Origin of the sequence: Methanofollis sp. UBA420, assembly GCF_002498315.1 — an archaeon.
In the GTDB taxonomy this organism is placed as follows: domain Archaea; phylum Halobacteriota; class Methanomicrobia; order Methanomicrobiales; family Methanofollaceae; genus Methanofollis.
In genome coordinates this window covers 1-15,747 of record NZ_DAGX01000006.1, presented here as the reverse complement: position 1 = coordinate 15,747, position 15,747 = coordinate 1, and the positions used below count along the sequence as shown (strand labels likewise).

Sequence of the window (15,747 nt, the reverse complement as noted above, 5' to 3'; positions counted from 1 at the left end):
GTGCTCAAGGAACTGAAGTCGGTTCTCTCCCTCTCCTTTGGCCACCTCGTCATCGACATCTACTCGCCGGTCATCCCGGCCGTCCTCCCCCTCCTCATCGCGACGCACGGCTGGTCGTACTTCCTTGCCGGTCTCCTCGTCGCCGCGTTCAACATCACCTCCTCTCTCCTCCAGCCTGCTGTCGGCTACCTCTCGGATAGGCGGGGCTTTTCCGTTCCTTTTGCCGTCCCCTTCCTCATCGCCTCCCTCTGCATCGGGGCCTTCGGACTTGTCGGCGACTACTCCCTTCTCCTCATCTGCGCCGCTCTCGCTGCCTTCGGCGCCGCGACCTTCCACCCCCTTGCCCTCTCGGCAGTGAACAGGGCGAGCCGGAACGAGAACCGGGGGAGGCTCACCTCCATCTTCGTCATCGGCGGCAACCTCGGCTTCGCCCTCGGTCCGGTCCTCGCCGGGCTTGCGGTGAGCGCCCTCGGCCTCCCCGGCATCCTCGTCCTCGCCGTCATCGGTATCGTCACCGCCCTCTTTTCGCCGCTGATCTTCCCCCGCGAGGGTGCCGAAACCGAACATGCGGTCAGGCCGATGGTGCATGAGGCCCCCTCCTCATATCGACCCATCGCTCTCATCGTCGCCGTGGGGGCGCTGCGCTCCTGGGTGATCTTCTCGGCCATCGCCTACCTGCCGACGTACTTCCACGTCCACCTCGGCGTCGGCCTCCTCACTGCCAACACCCTCGTCTCCCTGATGCTCGTCGCCGGCGTTGTCGGGCAGTATGTCGGCGGCGTCCTCTCCGACACCTACGGAAGGAAGGAGTGGACTGTCTTCGGCTTTGCCGCCTCTGTCCCTTTTTTCGTCCTCTTCCTCACTTCGTCGGGCGCCTTCTCGTACGTCGCACTCCTCATCTTCGGCTTCTTCCTCTGGTCCACCTTCTCGGTCACGGTGGCGATGGCGCAGGAGGTGATGCCCGGCAATGTCGGGCTCGCCTCAGGACTGATGCTCGGCCTTGCCGTTGGTGCGGGCGGGATTGGCGTCGCCGTCTCCGGTGCGATAGCCGACGCCTCCTCCCTCGGGACCGCCCTTGCCACCCTCCCCCTCCCGGTCGTCGCGGCCCTCCTCCTCGTCTTCGCTGTCCCGTACCCCTGGAAAGCGCTGGCAGGGAGAAGGGGGTCGGGCGGACGGGGATAAGTGGCGTTCCCCGTTCTCCACTTTGGGTGGGATACCGGAGTCCCCTGCGATGGAGGAGACTGATCCACCGCCTTCCCCACAATATAAGCCGGGGGCTTTTCGAAAGCCTCTGGCTTTCTCAAGCTCGCTGACGCTCGCACAGCGAAGACTTCGTCTTCTCGACTCCCTTCGGTCGTTCCTCCGGACCCCCCCTTGCGATTGGTCCCGGGAAGATTGAGCAGAGATCCTGAAACGCGAGACTGTCATCCACCCCCAATCCTGAGCGGGGAACGAGCGTCAGCGAGTTCGAGAAGACCATAGGTCTTCGAGGGCGGGGGCGTAGTCCCCCGGCGTAGGCACACCAGAACTGGAATTTTTCAGGGTCGAAATCTCAGAAAACCAGGATTACCCAAAAAAAGAGAGGCGGCCCTCCAAACTACCTCTTTGTTCCGTGATCCGGTCTTTTATGCGTCCGTCTTCTGGAAATAGAGACGGCAGTGGCACTGCCCTTCGTTCTCCACCTCGTCCCGATGGTAGATGCAGGGGCAGACGATCTTCTTGTCCTCCCCGGCATCGCCGCTCCTGAGGCGGCAGGGGCAGTACTGCTCGCCGAACCGGATCGTGTTTCGTGCAAGCCCCCTGATGACGGTCTGCAACTGTTTGTCATCCGGGTTGAGTGTCCAGCCGTTTTTTTGGGCGTAGTCTTTTGCCCACTTCAGGATCTGCTCTTCGAGTTCTTCCTGTGCGATATCTGTCATCGCGAGACTATCGGCCGGAGGAGATAAATTCTTTCGCGGGGCGGCCCCGCGTGAAAAAAAGGGATCAGTTCCCTTCCTCGATCGTCTTGATCATGGAAAGGAAGATCTTCTTCCCGTCGGCAGAGCCGAGCACCTCTTCTGAGGCGCGCTCCGGGTGCGGCATCATGCAGAGGACGTTCCTCGCATTGCCACCGATGATGCCGGTGATATTCTCCGCGGCACCGTTCGGGTTCACCGCCGGTGTGACATTCCCGGCCTCGTCGCAGAACCTGAACGCCACCCTGTCCTCCGCGTTGAGCGCCGCGAGAGTCTCCGGGGCCGCGACATACCGCCCCTCCTTGTGGGCGATCGGGATCCTGACCACCTCGCCCTTCTTATACAGGCGGGTGAAGGGCGAGTCGGCGGTCTCGACCCGCAGGCAGACCGGTCTGCAGATGAACTTCGGCGTGGCATTGGTCGTGAAGGTGCCGGGCACCATCCCGCTCTCCGCCCCTATCTGGGCGCCGTTGCAGATCCCGAGGACAAGCCTGCCTGCATCTGCATGGCGGCGGATCGCGTCCATAACCGGCGTCCGTGCGGCAATCGCCCCGGCCCTCAGATAGTCGCCGTAACTGAAGCCGCCCGGAATGACGATCGCGTCATAGTCCTGCTTCAGCCCGTCCTTGTACCAGACGAGGTCGCAGTCCACGCCGCAGACATCGGCAAGGACATACTGGACATCGCGGTCGCAGTTGCTCCCTCCAAACTGGACCACCGCGAACTTCATGCTGCGACCTCGACCTCGTAGCGGTGGATGACCGGGTTCGCGAGCAGGCGCTCGCACATCTTCTCGGCCTCGGCCTGTGCGGCGTCGGCGCTTGCGGCATCGAGGGTGACGAAGAAGACCCTCGCGGTGGAGAGGGACTCAGTCGTGAATCCGAGGTTCGCGAGGGCGTGCTGGATCGCACGCGCCTCGGGGTTGAGCATCCCGTCTTTCAGGGCAATCGTGATCTTGGCAGTGTACTTCATTATTTCACTCTCCGGTGAGGCGCCGTACGACCTCGGCATAGGTGGCCATGACGTCCCCCTTGTCGAAGCGGTAGACGTCTTTGTCCATCGAAGCATGGCTCTTCTTGTCCCACAGGCGCATCGAGTCCATGGAGATCTCGTCGCCGAGGAGGATCCTGTCGCCGTGGCGGCCGAACTCCAGCTTGAAATCGACAAGGTCGAGGCCGATTTTGTCGATCTTCTCCTTGAGAAGGTCGTTGATCTTCAGGGCGGCCATTTTGACCTCTGCGATCTCCTCGGTGGTCATGAAACCGAGGGCGACGATGATCTCGTCGTTGATCATGGGGTCGTGGCGGGCGTCGTCCTTATAGTCGAGGACGATCACCGGCGGGTTCAGGGGTGCGCCCTCCTCGAAGGGGTAGTTCCTGACAATGGAGCCCGCAGCGATGTTCCTGACGATCACTTCGACCGGGATCATCTTCAGGGGCCGCACGATCATCGTCGTTTCGTCCTCCATCCGGACGAAGTGCGTCGAAACGCCGTTCTCCTCCAGGTACCTGAAGAGATACGCCGAGACCCGGGCATTGTATGCGCCCTTCTGTGCGAGTTCGTCCTTCTTCGCACCGTCAAAGGCGGTGATATCATCCCTGAACTTCACGATCAGTTCGTCAGGGTTGTCAGAGCGGAATACGGACTTTGCCTTTCCGCGGTAGATAGGTTCCTGTTCAGTCACAAAGACCTCTCCTCAATATTTTTCTGGAGTTTGTGGATCAACGGCGCCAGCCTCTCCGCATACCATCCCTTCTCGATGAAGCGGCGGTAGATGCAGAGGCGCTCCTGCAACGTTGCGTCCCCGACGAGGTTCTTGAGCTCCTGGATCTGCGGCCAGGGGTGCTCGGGGTTGACATAGTCGATGGTCAGGGGGGAGACCCCGCCGAGGTCGTCGACCCCGCATGTAAGGAGCGAGGCGGCATCGGCGAGGTTTGGCGGGATCTGGACGGCGACCTCCTCAGGCAGGATCTCGCGGGCGAGCCTGATCGTCTCTGCCATCACTTCGGTCGTCGCCGGGGCGATGTTTGCCATCCCTGTCCCCTCCTTCGGGCAGAAGTTCTGGACAATGACCTCCTGGATATGACCGTAGCGCCGGTGCAGCCCGGCGATCACTTCGAGGGATTCCTCCCTGTCCGCGGCCGCCTCCCCGATCCCGACGAGAATACCGGTCGTGAAGGGTATCCTGAGTCTCCCTGCATTTTCGATCATCTCGATCCTGACGAGGGGATCCTTCCCGGGTGAGTTCCGGTGTGCAGGGACATCGGCTGTCGTCTCAAGCATCAGCCCCATGCTGGCATTCACGTCGCGGAGGCGTGTGAGTTCGTCGTAGGTCAGGATGCCGGCATTGGTGTGCGGCAGAACCCCGGCCCCGATCGCATACGCGCAGAGGTCATAGCAGTAGTCAAGGATATCGGCATAACCGATCGCGGCGAGGTGATCGTTGAAGCCCGGTACCTCGCCCGGCCTCTCGCCGAAGGTGAAAAGTGCCTCGGTACAGCCGAGTCGCGCTCCCCCGTCGATCGTCCGGTGCACCTCTCCGGGCGGCATGACGCACCCTTCGGCGACGTCTCTCCTGAAACAGCAGTAACTGCAGGCGTTCGCGCAGACTGTAGTGAGCGGGAGGAAGATGTTCCGTGAAAAGGTGATCACCCGGCGGTGCATGCAGGTACCATTCCCCTTCCACCTTCATCTAACCTTCGCGTCGGTGGCGGCAGGGGATTTCTATCACTCTGCCGGGGGCCTGTCCGGAGAGGCGAGGCGCGAGATCGACTGCATGGGCCGACATGCGCGGCCGTGGCAAATCCGATTGTTTTTTCGGGGTATCAGGCCAAAGTCTTTTGAAATGCCAGTTGATGCTGTCATCCCCTTCAAGCCGAAGAATCCTAAGACCCGCCTCTCCTGCGTGATGGACCAGGAGGAGAGGGAAGCGTTTGCACGGGCGATGCTCTCCGATGTTATCAGTGCCGTGTGCATGGGGGGGTGCGCCCCTCTCCTCCTCTGCACCGCGCCCTTCGAGCACCCCGACGCCCCGGTGACTGTCGATCCGGCCGGGCTCAACGAGTCCCTGAACCGTGCCCTTGCCTCGGCAGAGGGCCCCCTGCTCATCATCATGGCCGACCTCCCCCTTGCCGACGGTGCGGCGATCGCGCGGATGATCGCGACGTCAGCCGACATTGCCATCATGCCCGGCCGCGGCGGGGGGACGAACGCGATCTTCGTGCGGGAACCGTCCCGGTATCATGTCGACTATTATGGAGCGAGTTTCCTGAAACACGCGGCGATTGCGGCCGATGCCGGCCTCTCCTGCGAAGTCGTCGATTCATTCAGGCTCCATACTGACGTGGACGAAAAAGAGGATCTGGTCGAGGTTCTGATCCACGGGGCCGGGGCGGCCCGCAGGTACCTCGAGTCACTCGGTTTTGCCCTTTCTATTGAAAAGGGCAGGGTCGGCGTGGAGCGCCGCACCCATAAAGAGACAGTCTGAGGCGTCGATCGTCGGGATCCCGACATCGTCCGTGATCCCGATGCCGCTGCCCCTGAAGAGCACGGCCGGGACGCACTCGTCGGCCTCCCCCATGAGAAGTTCGGCCGCCGAGGCGAGACAATCGCCGACCGCCCTTTTCGTTACTTCGAGTTCCCTGCCATAAAGGTCGAGCCTTCCGGCCTCGTCGACAACCGCGCGGATGCCGGCACATCCGATGGCGACACCGCTGCACCCGAGGCGCATGGCGTGGGTGCGGGAGTCGATGACAAGCACGCCGATGTCTGCCCCCAGTCTCTCCCCGATCGCAGTTCTCATCTGTGCGGCGCTTCTGTCCGGGTCGGCCGGGAGGGGCACGACGGCGCCGTCCGGTGCATTTGAGTGGTCCACACCCGCATTCGGAAGGAGGGTGCCGTTCTTGAGGGTGAGAAGGTAGCCCGGTATCCCGCCGACCACGCAGTCTGACTCGCGCAGGACGACCTCCGCGATCCTCGGCTCAAGGTGGTAGCGCTCTGCAAGGGTGAGTGCCTCCGCGGAGGGGGTGACAGAATCCAGGCTGACGACCCTTCCCTCGGCCGTTGCCACCGCCGATTCGGCGAGGAGGAGAATGTCCCCGTCCTGCACTCCCTGGCAGGGGGCGGCGTCGGCCGCCGCGAGAACCTTTCCGGTCAGGTCGTCGCCGTCATGGATAAGCCCGGTATGCAGGGCATAGACACTGAACCATCCGCTCATAGTGATTGCTCCATATGTTCGATGACACGGACTGCATCGCGCGTCGCCGCCACGTCGTGGGTCCGCACCATATCCGCGTCCGTGAGGAGTCTCGCCGTCAGGGCGAGGGTGGCCGCGAGGCGCTCTTCCGATGGCCGGCCGATCAGGTCGCCGATGAAGGACTTGCGCGAGATCGCAAGGAGGATCGGGTGCCCTGCTGCTTTAAACCTGCCGAAGTTGCGGCAGAGTTCCCAGTCGTCGGCATAGGTCCGTTCCGGTGTCCACCGACCGACCGCCGGGTCGAGGATCAGGCCCTCGATCCCGGCGGCGCGAGCACGCTCTATCACCTGACCGAGGACGACGCGAGTCGCCTCTGTTCCCTTCGGGTCGCCGGGGAGGCGACCGGTTGCCATGGCCACGACCGGCAGGTCGGAATCTGCCGCGAGGCGTGCGTACGCCGGGTTCGAGAGGCCGCTGATGTCGTTGATCAAATGGATGTCGTGGCGCAGGCAGGCATCAAGCACCTCGGGGTACATCGTGTCTACCGAAACCGCGACGCCGCTCCCGTCGAGTTCGGCAAGGGCTGTTTCAATCCTCTCGATCTCTTCAGCAACCGTGATCGGTACCGATCCCGGTGCGGTTGACCGCGCACCCACGTCGACGATATCCGCGCCCTCGTCGATCATCGCGAAGGCATGGTCACGAACGGCGCATCCCGGGACATAAGATCCGGAAAAAAAAGATTCGGGGCTGCAATTGATGATTCCCATGATGCGGACGGGTGCCCCGCCGCCGACTGTCATGCCCTTTACAGTACAGGATTGCATGACCTCGCCTGTTCGGCCTTGAAGGTGTTTTCCATGAGGGTTGCAATGGTCATGGGCCCGACGCCGCCCGGCACCGGGGTGATGGCCGAAGCCTTCTCCGCGACAGAATCGAAGTCGACATCGCCGCAGAGTTTCCCGTTTTCATCATGGTTGATGCCGACGTCAATGACAACCGCTCCCTCTTTCACCATCTCGGCCTTCACGAACCTGGCCCTGCCGATTGCGGAAACCAGGATGTCGGCTCTTTGCACGATTGCGGGGAGATCCACCGTCTTCGAGTGGCAGATCGTCACCGTTGCGTCGGCGTTGAGGAGCAGGGCGGCCATTGGCCTCCCGACGTCCACGCTCCGCCCGACAACGACGGCGTTCCTGCCGGCGATCGGGATCCCGTACTCGGAGAGCATCGTCATGATGCCCCCCGGTGTGCAGGGCACGAACTGCGGCTGACCGGCGAAGAGTTTCCCGGCATTCGCCGGGTGAAAGCCGTCGACGTCCTTCTCCGGGAAGACGGCGTTGATCACCCTCTCCGTGTCCACCTGCCGCGGCAGGGGGAGCTGTACCAGGATCCCTGAGATCTCGGGGTCGTTGTTGAGGCGTTCGACCGCCTGGAGGACTTCCTGCGTCGTTGCCGTCTCAGGGAGTTCGATGCGGACCGATCCGATGCCGACCCGTTCGCATGCCCGGTGCTTCATCCGGACATACATCTGCGAGGCCGGGTCGCTGCCCACCAGAACCGTGGCGAGGTGGGGGTAGAGCCCCGACTCCTCGATCTTTTCCCTGAGGAGTTCGAGCCTCTTCTCCGATAGGACCTTGCCGTCGAGAATCATTCGATTACCGCGTAGATGGGGAATTTGCTCGCAAGTGCCTCGACTTCCTTCTTCACCCCTGCGTTCTTCTCCTTGTTCTCGATGTCGTTGAGGATGGTGGCGATTAAGTGCCCGATCTGCTTCATCTCTTCTTCTTTCATGCCGCGGGAGGTGACGGCCGGGGTGCCGATCCGCAGACCGCTGGTCACGAAGGGGGAGAGGGTCTCGCGCGGGATCGTGTTCTTGTTCACGGTGATCCCGGCGTCGTGCAGGGCGTTCTCGGCCTGCAGGCCGGTCAGGCCCTTGTCAGAGAGATCGAGGAGCATGAGGTGGTTGTCGGTGCCGCCAGAGACAAGGCGCAGCCCTTCGGAGTCGAGGGTAGCGGCGAGGGTCTTGGCGTTCTTGACGACCTGTTTGCAGTAGTCCTTGTAGGCCGGGGTGAGCGCTTCCTTGAAGCAGACTGCCTTGGCAGCGATGATGTGCATCAGGGGGCCGCCCTGCAGGCCGGGGAAGACCGCCTTGTCGATGGCCTGTGCGTCTTCTTTGCGGCACATGATCGCGCCGCCGCGGGGGCCGCGGAGGGTCTTGTGAGTGGTCGTCGTGGTGAAGGGGAGGACGTCCAGCGGGGAGTTGTGGAGGCCGGTGGCGACAAGGCCTGCGATGTGGGCGATGTCGGCCATACAGGAGGCCCCGACGTCCTCGGCGATCTCGCCGAAGGCCTTGAAGTCGATCTCGCGCGGGTAGGCCGAGGCGCCGCAGACGATCATCTGCGGCTTCTCCTTCCGTGCCATGTCGGCGAGGGCCGCGTAGTCGATGACCTCGGTCTCATGGTCCACGCCGTACTGGACGACGTTGTACATCTTGCCGGAGAAGCTCACCGGCGAACCGTGGGAGAGGTGGCCGCCCTCGGAGAGCTTCATGGACATGATCTTGTCGCCGTACTTGATGGTGGCGAAGTAGACGGCCATGTTGGCGCCAGAGCCCGAGTGGGGCTGGACGTTCGCATGCTCCGCGCCGAAGAGCTGGCAAAGACGGTCCCGTGCGAGGTTCTCGATTATGTCATAGTATTCACAGCCGCCGTAGTACCTCTTTCCGGGGTAGCCTTCGGCGTACTTGTTGGTCAGGATCGAGCCTGCGGCTTCGATGACGGCCTTCGATACGACATTTTCCGATGCGATAAGTTCAAGGCCGTTTATCTGCCTGAGGCGCTCTTTTTCGATAATTTCCGTGAGTTCTGGATCAGTACTGGCAAGACTAGACATGTACAAAAACATCGCCGTGATCAGTATTATGTCTTCGGCCGTTGTCAGTGCAGAATGCCGCCATGTTCCGGGGATTGTTCTCCCGGTCGGCAGGATCCCGGTTATTTTTCTTTCGTCCTCTTTCCCCCGCGGGGTCAGACTCCCCTGTCTCGCCCTCCCTGTCGGGGTGTCCGGGCGTCAGTCTGGTATTCTGCCCTTTATTATTCTGTCTCCGGATCGGCGGAGAATAAGAGCACAATCATTATAGGTCAATAGCATCATCTTAATCTTGAGGGACAATATGCTCAATAAAGATGCCAAAGTGAAATTCCTTGAGCATCAACTTGAAGAGAGGGAGAGGGAGATTGTGTCGATGCGGGACTCGGAGAAGACTTTTGCGTCGCCGGAAGACGAGCGGATCTACCGGCTTGAACAGCGGTTGAAGGAGATGGAGGCCCTCGTCAAGGGACTGACCGATGAGGTGCTCGACCTCAAGACGGTGACGATGCGGCTCAACCGCGCCTTTGAGGCGAAGGCAGAGGTTGAACGGGCGGAACGTATGAAGCCGAAGGTCTTTATCGAAGAGGTCCCCGAAATGAAGGAAGACGTCGTCCGCAGGCCCGCGGCCGCCCCTGCCCCGCAGAAGGTTGTCATCCCTGCCCCTGCCCCCGAGGAGGACGAGAGCGGCATGGACCTCATCATGCAGACCGACGGGACACTCAAGAAGGAACGGCGAAAACATTCCGATTACATCGTTGCCCCCACAAACCAGGCCCCTGCCTGTCTCACCTCTGAGCGGCGGTCCGGCTCTCGCAGGAATACGGAGAGACGGGCCGGCGCCATCATCTTTGCAGAGGAAGAGGACGACACGAGTATCAGGAAATAAGGGGCTGCCTGGTGTACATCACCGGAATTGAGATCGACAATTTCAAGTCTTTTGCAAAAAAGACCTCCATTCCGTTTTTAGAGGGTTTCACCGTTGTGTCTGGCCCGAATGGGTCGGGAAAGAGCAATATCATCGACAGCCTGCTCTTCGCCCTCGCCCTTGCGAGCGCCCGCGGTCTGAGGGCCGAGAAACTGACCGATCTCATCAATCTCAACTCAGGCAAAAACACCGCCGAGGTGGCGATCACCTTTTCTGACGGCACCGAGATCAGGCGGCGGATCAAGAGGACGGCCTCCAACTATTATTCCTATAATTATCTCAATGGCAGGCTCGTCAAACAGAACGATATCATCGAGGTCCTCGCAAAGATCGGGATCAGGCCCGAGGGCTACAATGTGGTGATGCAGGGCGACATCACCAGGATCATGGAGATGAGCGACGGCGATCGGCGCAGGATCATCGACGAGATCGCTGGCGTCTCCGAGTTCGAAGGGAAGAAGGCCCGGGCCCTCGACGAACTCGAAGTGGTGCGCGAACGGATCGAGCGCGAGGAGGTGGTGCTCTTCGAGCTCAACGACCGCCTGGACGCGTTGAAGCAGGAGCGGGAACAGGCGCTGGCGTACCAGCACTGGAAGGAGCGGCTTGAGCATTTCCAGCGCTGCCGGGCTGTAGCACGCGTGCGCGAGATGCGTGCCGAGCACGCTTCCCTCACCACCCAGATCGCGGACCAGAACCTTGCCCTTGAGCGCGCCCTTGCCGACCTCGGGATCGAGGAGAACGACCTGGCGTACCTGAGGGGCGACCTTGCCGATGCCGATGCCGAGATCAACGAGAAGAGCGGCACCGAATATCTCAAACTGATCGCTGCTCTTGAAGAGGCGAAAGGACGGATCAAGGTTGCAGAAGGGGCGATCGCCCGCCTGAAAAAGGAGAAGGACGAGAACCTGGAGGGTATCAACCGGGCCTTCCTCGATGAGAAGCGTGCTTCCGAACGGGTGACAGCCTGCACCGAGCAGGTCAGGGCCCTCTCCATCGACAGGGCGAACCTTGCGATGGAGTGCGCCGCCGCGAAGGCGAAGACCGAGAACCTCGAAGCGGAGATCTCGCAGGGCGGGAAAGAGGCCGAGGGCCTGAAGCAGCAACTCTTCTCCCTGATGGAGGCGGCCGGCGCGAAGAAGACCCGGCGCTCCGAACTCCTGCACGAACAGGACCTGCTGATCGAGAAGAGCAGGATGCGGACCTCGGAAATCGAGCGGCTGGAGGCGCGCCTTGCCGAGGCGCGTGCGGGGTACGGCACCCTGGAGACCGGGATAGGGGAGGCAAGAAAGGCAACTGAGGTGGCTGCGGCGGAGAAGGCGGCCCTCGACCGCCGGCTCTCCGAGACGGAGAGCACCCTCTTTGCCAGGCGGTCGTCCCTCGAACGTCTCAGAAAGGAGATCCAGACAGACGAACGAGATATGATGCGGCTGGAAGCGCAGCAGCAGTCGAGGGACGGGGCCGGCGGCCCCGCCCTTGAGGCGGTGCTTGCGATGGACGGCATCTATGGTACAGTCGCCCAGCTCGGCCGTGCCCCTCCCGAGTACGCCACCGCCCTCGATGTGGCGGCCGGGGGTAAGCTCCGCTATGTCGTGGCCGGGGACGACACAATTGCCGCGGGTGCGATCCAGTACCTCAAGGAAGGGAGGCTTGGCAGGCTCACCTTCCTCCCCCTCAATAAGATGAAGCCGCGGGAGTACCCACCTGCGCGCGATCCCGGCGTGATCGACTATGCGGTCAACCTTCTTTCCTTCGATCGCCGGTATGACCTTGCCTTCCAGCAGGTCTTCGGCTCGACCGTGGTGGTGGACACCCTGGAGAATGCGCGCCGCCTCCTCGGGAAGTACAGGATGGTCACTCTCGAAGGCGAACTCCTGGAGAAGTCCGGGGCGATGACTGGCGGTTTCCTGAAGAAGAAGCAGGGAGGAGGCTTCGGCGCGGCGGTCGAAGACGAGATCGCGAAGGTCTCCCATGCTCTTGCCGGAAAGCAGGAGGAGGCGGCCGGGTTCGAACAGTCCATCTCCCGCCTCACCGCGGAGGTGGACGAGGGTCGGCAGAAGCGCGCCGGGATCGAGCAGGGCCTCGCGCGCTATGGCCTTGTCATCGAGGAGTACGGCCGGCGTCTGGCGTCTCAGAAGGCTGAGGAGGAGAGGGTCGGCAGAGACCTTGCCACCCTGAAGGGCGAGGTGGAAGAGAGCGCCACCGCCCTTGCGGCTGTCGAGACTGAGCTTGACGGGGTTGGAGACGCCCTTGCGGCACTGAATGGACAGATCGACGAACTGAAGAAGAAACTGGACGACACCGAGATCCCGCGCCTTACCGAGGAACTGGAACGGGCGCGGCGGGAGTATGAGGGTGTCGAGCGGAGGCTGCGGAACAAGGAGGCCGACATCACCGATGCCCAGCGCGAAAGGCAGTACTTCGAGAAGAGGGTGCAGGAACTCTCTGCCGAGCGCGACCGTCTGGCCGGGAAGAACCGTGGGATCGATGGCGAGGTCGCCTCGGCCGGAGAGGAGATCGCATCGGCGCGTACCGAGATCGCGGAACTTGAGGAACGGCAGCAGTCCTTCTCCGCCGAGATTACCTCTCTGCGCACAAAACGCGATGATATCGCCGCAAAGATCGCCGCCGCAGAGAAGCGGTGTGCCGGACTGAACGCGCAGGCCGACCGCATCCGTCTTCTGGTCCTGACTCTCACCGAGAAGGCCGATGCGCTTATGATCGAGATTGAGTCCCTGCAGGTGGATGGGGGGGAGGAGACCGACCTCTCCCTGGCCGAGATCGAGGAGGGGATCACGGAGGCCGATCGATCCCTGCGCGCGCTCGGGGCGGTGAACATGCTCGCCATCGAGGAGTACGGGAAAGTCGCGGAGAGGATCGAGGAACGGACCCGGAAAAAGGGTGTCCTCTCGGCCGAGAGGACTTCCATCATCGAGCGGATCGAGCACTTCGACAAGATGAAATACGACTCTTTCATGACGGCCTTCAGGGCGATAGACGCGAACTTCAGGGAGATCTTTGCGCGGCTCACCGCCGGGAGCGGTCACCTTGCGCTGGATGATGAGGAGGATCCCTTCGCCGGCGGTCTCACCTTTGCAGTCCAACCGCGCGGGAAGAAGGTGCAACTTCTCTCCGCTCTCTCCGGAGGAGAGAAGTCCCTGACAACTCTCGCTTTCCTCTTCTCGATCCAGAAATATCTCCCTGCTCCGTTCTATGCGTTCGATGAGGTGGACATGTTCCTCGACGGTTCGAATGTGGAGCAGGTTGCTGCCATGATCCGGGAACTTTCTCGGAATGCACAATTCATCACGGTCTCCCTCCGCAAACCGATGATCGAGTGCGCGGACAGGATCATGGGCGTGACGATCCGCCCGGACAAGAGTACACTCGTCACCGGTGTCGAGAATCATGCATGAGGAACCTGTTGAGATCCTGGTGCGCCTCGCGGAGCGCGGGGAGATCGATCCCTGGAATATTGATATTGTCGAGGTGACCGATCGCTTTCTATCCGAACTGGAACGGTGCCAGGAACTCGACCTCGCTATTTCAGGGAGGACTCTCTTCTACGCGGCGACTCTCCTGCGGATGAAGTCAGAATACCTTTCTGCTGATCCCGATGAGGAACAGATGGAGGGTGATGTTGATGCGGGGGAGGAGGATGACGACTTTGGTGGGCCTGAGATCGGGGAACCGATCGAGCACCTCGAACGGGAAATCCGGCGCAGGATTGGTCGGAAGAAGGTGCGGCACAGGCCTGTCACCCTTTATGAACTGATCACGGAACTGAAGGCGGCTGAGAAAGAGGAGCGTCGCCGTCAACGCCAGCGTCAGAGTCCCCGTCCCCCGGGAGATGACCTGATCCGCGCTTCAGATGTCGTCTCGGTGGCCCATGATGAAGACTATGGGGCGGCGGCGGCGGCGGTGATGGCGTGCTATGGCAGACTGGCCCCTGAGGGTTCTGCGGTGACGATGCGCTCCCTCTGCTCCTCTCTCGGGCGCGGGACGATAGATGTCTATATCCCGCTCCTCTTTCTCATGCTCGAGGGGACGGTCGAGATCTGGCAGGAAGAGTATTTTGGCGACGTGTATGTGAGGAGGAAAGAGAATGGACAGAGTGGCGATGCTTGAGGCGGTTCTTTTTGTGGCCGACGCGCCGGTGGAGTATCGGGATCTGGAGCGTATGCTTGGTGTGCGGCACGAGGATGTGCCTGCGCTTGCGGCGGAACTTTCCGGGCGCCTTCTGGAGCGCGCATCTCCTCTTGAGGTACTGGACTCGGGGGAGGGTGTGTTTATGGTCCTGAAAGAGGAGTTCAGCGATCTGGTCTATCCTCTGGTCCGCCCGGAGATCTCGCGTGCGGTGCTGCGCACCCTTTCTGTGGTCGCCTATAGGCAGCCGATTCTGCAGAGTGATCTGGTGGAGATCCGGGGGAGCGGCGCGTACGCCCATGTGGACGAATTGGTGGGGCGGAATCTGGTAGCGCGCCAGCGCGAGGGGAGGAGTTATGTCCTCCAGACGACGCCGGAATTCTCACGCTACTTCAAGACCGCCGATCTCGCGGGCGGTCAGGAGCGCCTGGATACAGATTAGGTTTATATGGAAGAGACGACAACATATTGAGGTCGTGTCTGAGACGACCCACAGGGGCGAATGCCCCTGTGGATGTATCCATTTCTCGGGTCTTCCGGGAAAGAAAGGGTATATATACGTCAAAGACTAAATTTGTTATCACACAAGGTGGCTCCCGCGGGTTGCTCTGCAATCTGTGGGGATTGGTGCTCTGGGATGTAGATCTTCCTTTAACGCCCTCCGGGGCGACTGCGAAGGTTTATATTGTGGGGCTCCCAATATTGTTACCTCGCAAGATGACTGGGGTCGATGAATCCGACGAGATCGGAATCGACCCTCATGGAACTGAGGTAGCGAAGATGTAGATCTTCCTTTAACGCCCTCCGGGGCGACTGCGAAGGTTTATATCTCCCGAACTCCAAGATTGTTATCTCACGCTCGGTTATGGTGTGTCTGGATGTCTGCCTTTCGCCCCTTCCAAGGGGAGCAACAAAGGTTTATATCCTACAAGGTGCAACATAGTAGAGCACGATGACTGGTGCTGATGACTCCGGCAAGACCGGAATCAGCCACTGGGGTTCCGACTTCTGAGGTGAGATCTTTGTAACTCTTCACGGGGTACAAAGCCTTATATACTCTAAAGTCGTAGATTGTTACCTCGCACAGTGACTCTGAATCAGTTTCTCTGGTTCAGAAGGTTGGCCACAAAGGTTTATATCCCTTGATGTCCAATACTGTAATCCCACGAAGTCACTCGGGAACGACACTCAAAGTCGCTCCCAAAAAGGGGCACAGAACTCGATTCTGTGTTTTGATGGAGAATCAAAATCACCGATTGGTCGGTGTTGATTCTGACGTTGGCATTGGCAATGCGGAAATCTGTTTAGTAACCGCTAATCCCTTTAAGAAAAATTGATAGTGTGCCTATACTTCAAATTCTGGTTGATCCTGCCAGAGGTCACTGCTATCGGGGTTCGATTAAGCCATGCGAGTCGAGAGGGTTCGGCCCTCGGCGCATTGCTCAGTAACACGTGGACAACCTGCCCTGAGGAGGGGGATAACTCCGGAAAACTGGAGATAATACCCCATAGCCTATGAATGCTGGAATGCTTTGTAGGTAAAAGGTCCGCCGCCTCAGGATGGGTCTGCGGCCGATTAGGTTGTTGTTGGGGTAACGGCCCAACAAGCCTGTAATCGGTACGGGTTGTGGGAGCAAGAGCCCGGAGATGGATTC

The 15,747-nt window shown here is 60.9% G+C and carries 15 protein-coding genes and 1 rRNA gene; 7 read left to right on the top strand and 9 right to left on the bottom strand.

Annotated features, from left to right (window positions below; genetic code table 11):
* On the top strand, nucleotides 1-1,182 hold the full coding sequence (locus BP869_RS09715; RefSeq protein WP_342679175.1) for an MFS transporter: 1,182 nt from the start codon (nucleotides 1-3) through the stop codon (nucleotides 1,180-1,182).
* 443 nt (nucleotides 1,183-1,625) lie between these two features.
* Here the strand turns inward: BP869_RS09715 and BP869_RS09710 are convergent, their stop codons facing one another.
* The 5 genes from BP869_RS09710 to cofG all read right to left on the bottom strand — a co-directional run bounded on the left by BP869_RS09710 (nucleotide 1,626) and on the right by cofG (nucleotide 4,619).
* Nucleotides 1,626-1,919, bottom strand: a complete 294-nt coding sequence (locus BP869_RS09710; RefSeq protein ID WP_342679173.1) for a ferredoxin-thioredoxin reductase catalytic domain-containing protein — start codon at nucleotides 1,917-1,919, stop codon at nucleotides 1,626-1,628.
* Between the two features lie 64 nt (nucleotides 1,920-1,983).
* A complete protein-coding gene (gene purQ, locus BP869_RS09705) occupies nucleotides 1,984-2,685 on the bottom strand; it encodes a phosphoribosylformylglycinamidine synthase I (protein WP_342679171.1) in 702 nt (233 codons plus the stop codon).
* On the bottom strand, nucleotides 2,682-2,927 hold the full coding sequence (purS, locus tag BP869_RS09700; protein WP_067052649.1) for a phosphoribosylformylglycinamidine synthase subunit PurS: 246 nt from the start codon (nucleotides 2,925-2,927) through the stop codon (nucleotides 2,682-2,684). Before purS ends, purQ begins: the two co-directional genes overlap by 4 nt.
* A gap of 4 nt (nucleotides 2,928-2,931) precedes the next feature.
* Nucleotides 2,932-3,639, bottom strand: coding sequence for a phosphoribosylaminoimidazolesuccinocarboxamide synthase (gene purC / locus BP869_RS09695; protein ID WP_342679168.1), 708 nt, complete (start codon nucleotides 3,637-3,639; stop codon nucleotides 2,932-2,934).
* On the bottom strand, nucleotides 3,636-4,619 hold the full coding sequence (gene cofG, locus BP869_RS09690; protein WP_342679166.1) for a 7,8-didemethyl-8-hydroxy-5-deazariboflavin synthase subunit CofG: 984 nt from the start codon (nucleotides 4,617-4,619) through the stop codon (nucleotides 3,636-3,638). The genes purC and cofG overlap by 4 nt, the downstream gene beginning before the upstream one ends.
* 181 nt (nucleotides 4,620-4,800) lie before the next feature.
* Here cofG and cofC point away from each other — a divergent pair, with 181 nt between their 5' ends.
* The gene (cofC, locus tag BP869_RS09685) at nucleotides 4,801-5,442 is read left to right on the top strand and encodes a 2-phospho-L-lactate guanylyltransferase (protein WP_342679164.1); all 642 of its coding nucleotides are present in this window, start codon (nucleotides 4,801-4,803) and stop codon (nucleotides 5,440-5,442) included.
* On the opposite strand, the gene cofE is transcribed toward cofC, so the two are convergent.
* Genes cofE through glyA form a run of 4 tightly spaced genes read right to left on the bottom strand, consistent with a single transcriptional unit; the run spans nucleotide 5,368 to nucleotide 9,045 of the window.
* Nucleotides 5,368-6,171 carry a coenzyme F420-0:L-glutamate ligase gene (gene cofE / locus BP869_RS09680; protein ID WP_342679162.1) on the bottom strand — a complete coding sequence of 268 codons (804 nt, stop codon included), beginning with the start codon at nucleotides 6,169-6,171 and terminating at the stop codon, nucleotides 5,368-5,370. The two genes, cofC and cofE, sit on opposite strands and share 75 nt — an antisense overlap.
* The gene (folP, locus tag BP869_RS09675; protein ID WP_342679160.1) at nucleotides 6,168-6,977 is read right to left on the bottom strand and encodes a dihydropteroate synthase; all 810 of its coding nucleotides are present in this window, start codon (nucleotides 6,975-6,977) and stop codon (nucleotides 6,168-6,170) included. The genes cofE and folP overlap by 4 nt, the downstream gene beginning before the upstream one ends.
* Nucleotides 6,959-7,804 (bottom strand): bifunctional methylenetetrahydrofolate dehydrogenase/methenyltetrahydrofolate cyclohydrolase FolD, encoded by an 846-nt coding sequence (gene folD / locus BP869_RS09670; protein ID WP_342679158.1) that lies wholly within the window; start codon nucleotides 7,802-7,804, stop codon nucleotides 6,959-6,961. The genes folP and folD overlap by 19 nt, the downstream gene beginning before the upstream one ends.
* On the bottom strand, nucleotides 7,801-9,045 hold the full coding sequence (glyA, locus tag BP869_RS09665) for a serine hydroxymethyltransferase (RefSeq protein ID WP_342679157.1): 1,245 nt from the start codon (nucleotides 9,043-9,045) through the stop codon (nucleotides 7,801-7,803). The genes folD and glyA overlap by 4 nt, the downstream gene beginning before the upstream one ends.
* Nucleotides 9,046-9,325: 280 nt before the next feature.
* Between glyA and BP869_RS09660 the strand changes: the two genes are divergently transcribed.
* The 5 genes from BP869_RS09660 to BP869_RS09640 form a co-directional block, all read left to right on the top strand.
* Nucleotides 9,326-9,910, top strand: coding sequence for a hypothetical protein (locus BP869_RS09660; protein ID WP_342679155.1), 585 nt, complete (start codon nucleotides 9,326-9,328; stop codon nucleotides 9,908-9,910).
* 11 nt (nucleotides 9,911-9,921) lie between these two features.
* Complete coding sequence (gene smc / locus BP869_RS09655; RefSeq protein WP_342679153.1) at nucleotides 9,922-13,362, top strand: chromosome segregation protein SMC; 3,441 nt, start codon at nucleotides 9,922-9,924, stop codon at nucleotides 13,360-13,362.
* The gene (locus tag BP869_RS09650) at nucleotides 13,355-14,074 is read left to right on the top strand and encodes a ScpA family protein (protein ID WP_342679152.1); all 720 of its coding nucleotides are present in this window, start codon (nucleotides 13,355-13,357) and stop codon (nucleotides 14,072-14,074) included. Before smc ends, BP869_RS09650 begins: the two co-directional genes overlap by 8 nt.
* Nucleotides 14,052-14,534 (top strand): SMC-Scp complex subunit ScpB, encoded by a 483-nt coding sequence (scpB, locus tag BP869_RS09645; protein ID WP_342679150.1) that lies wholly within the window; start codon nucleotides 14,052-14,054, stop codon nucleotides 14,532-14,534. Before BP869_RS09650 ends, scpB begins: the two co-directional genes overlap by 23 nt.
* A gap of 914 nt (nucleotides 14,535-15,448) precedes the next feature.
* Nucleotides 15,449-15,747 (top strand): 16S ribosomal RNA (locus tag BP869_RS09640); the annotation flags it as partial.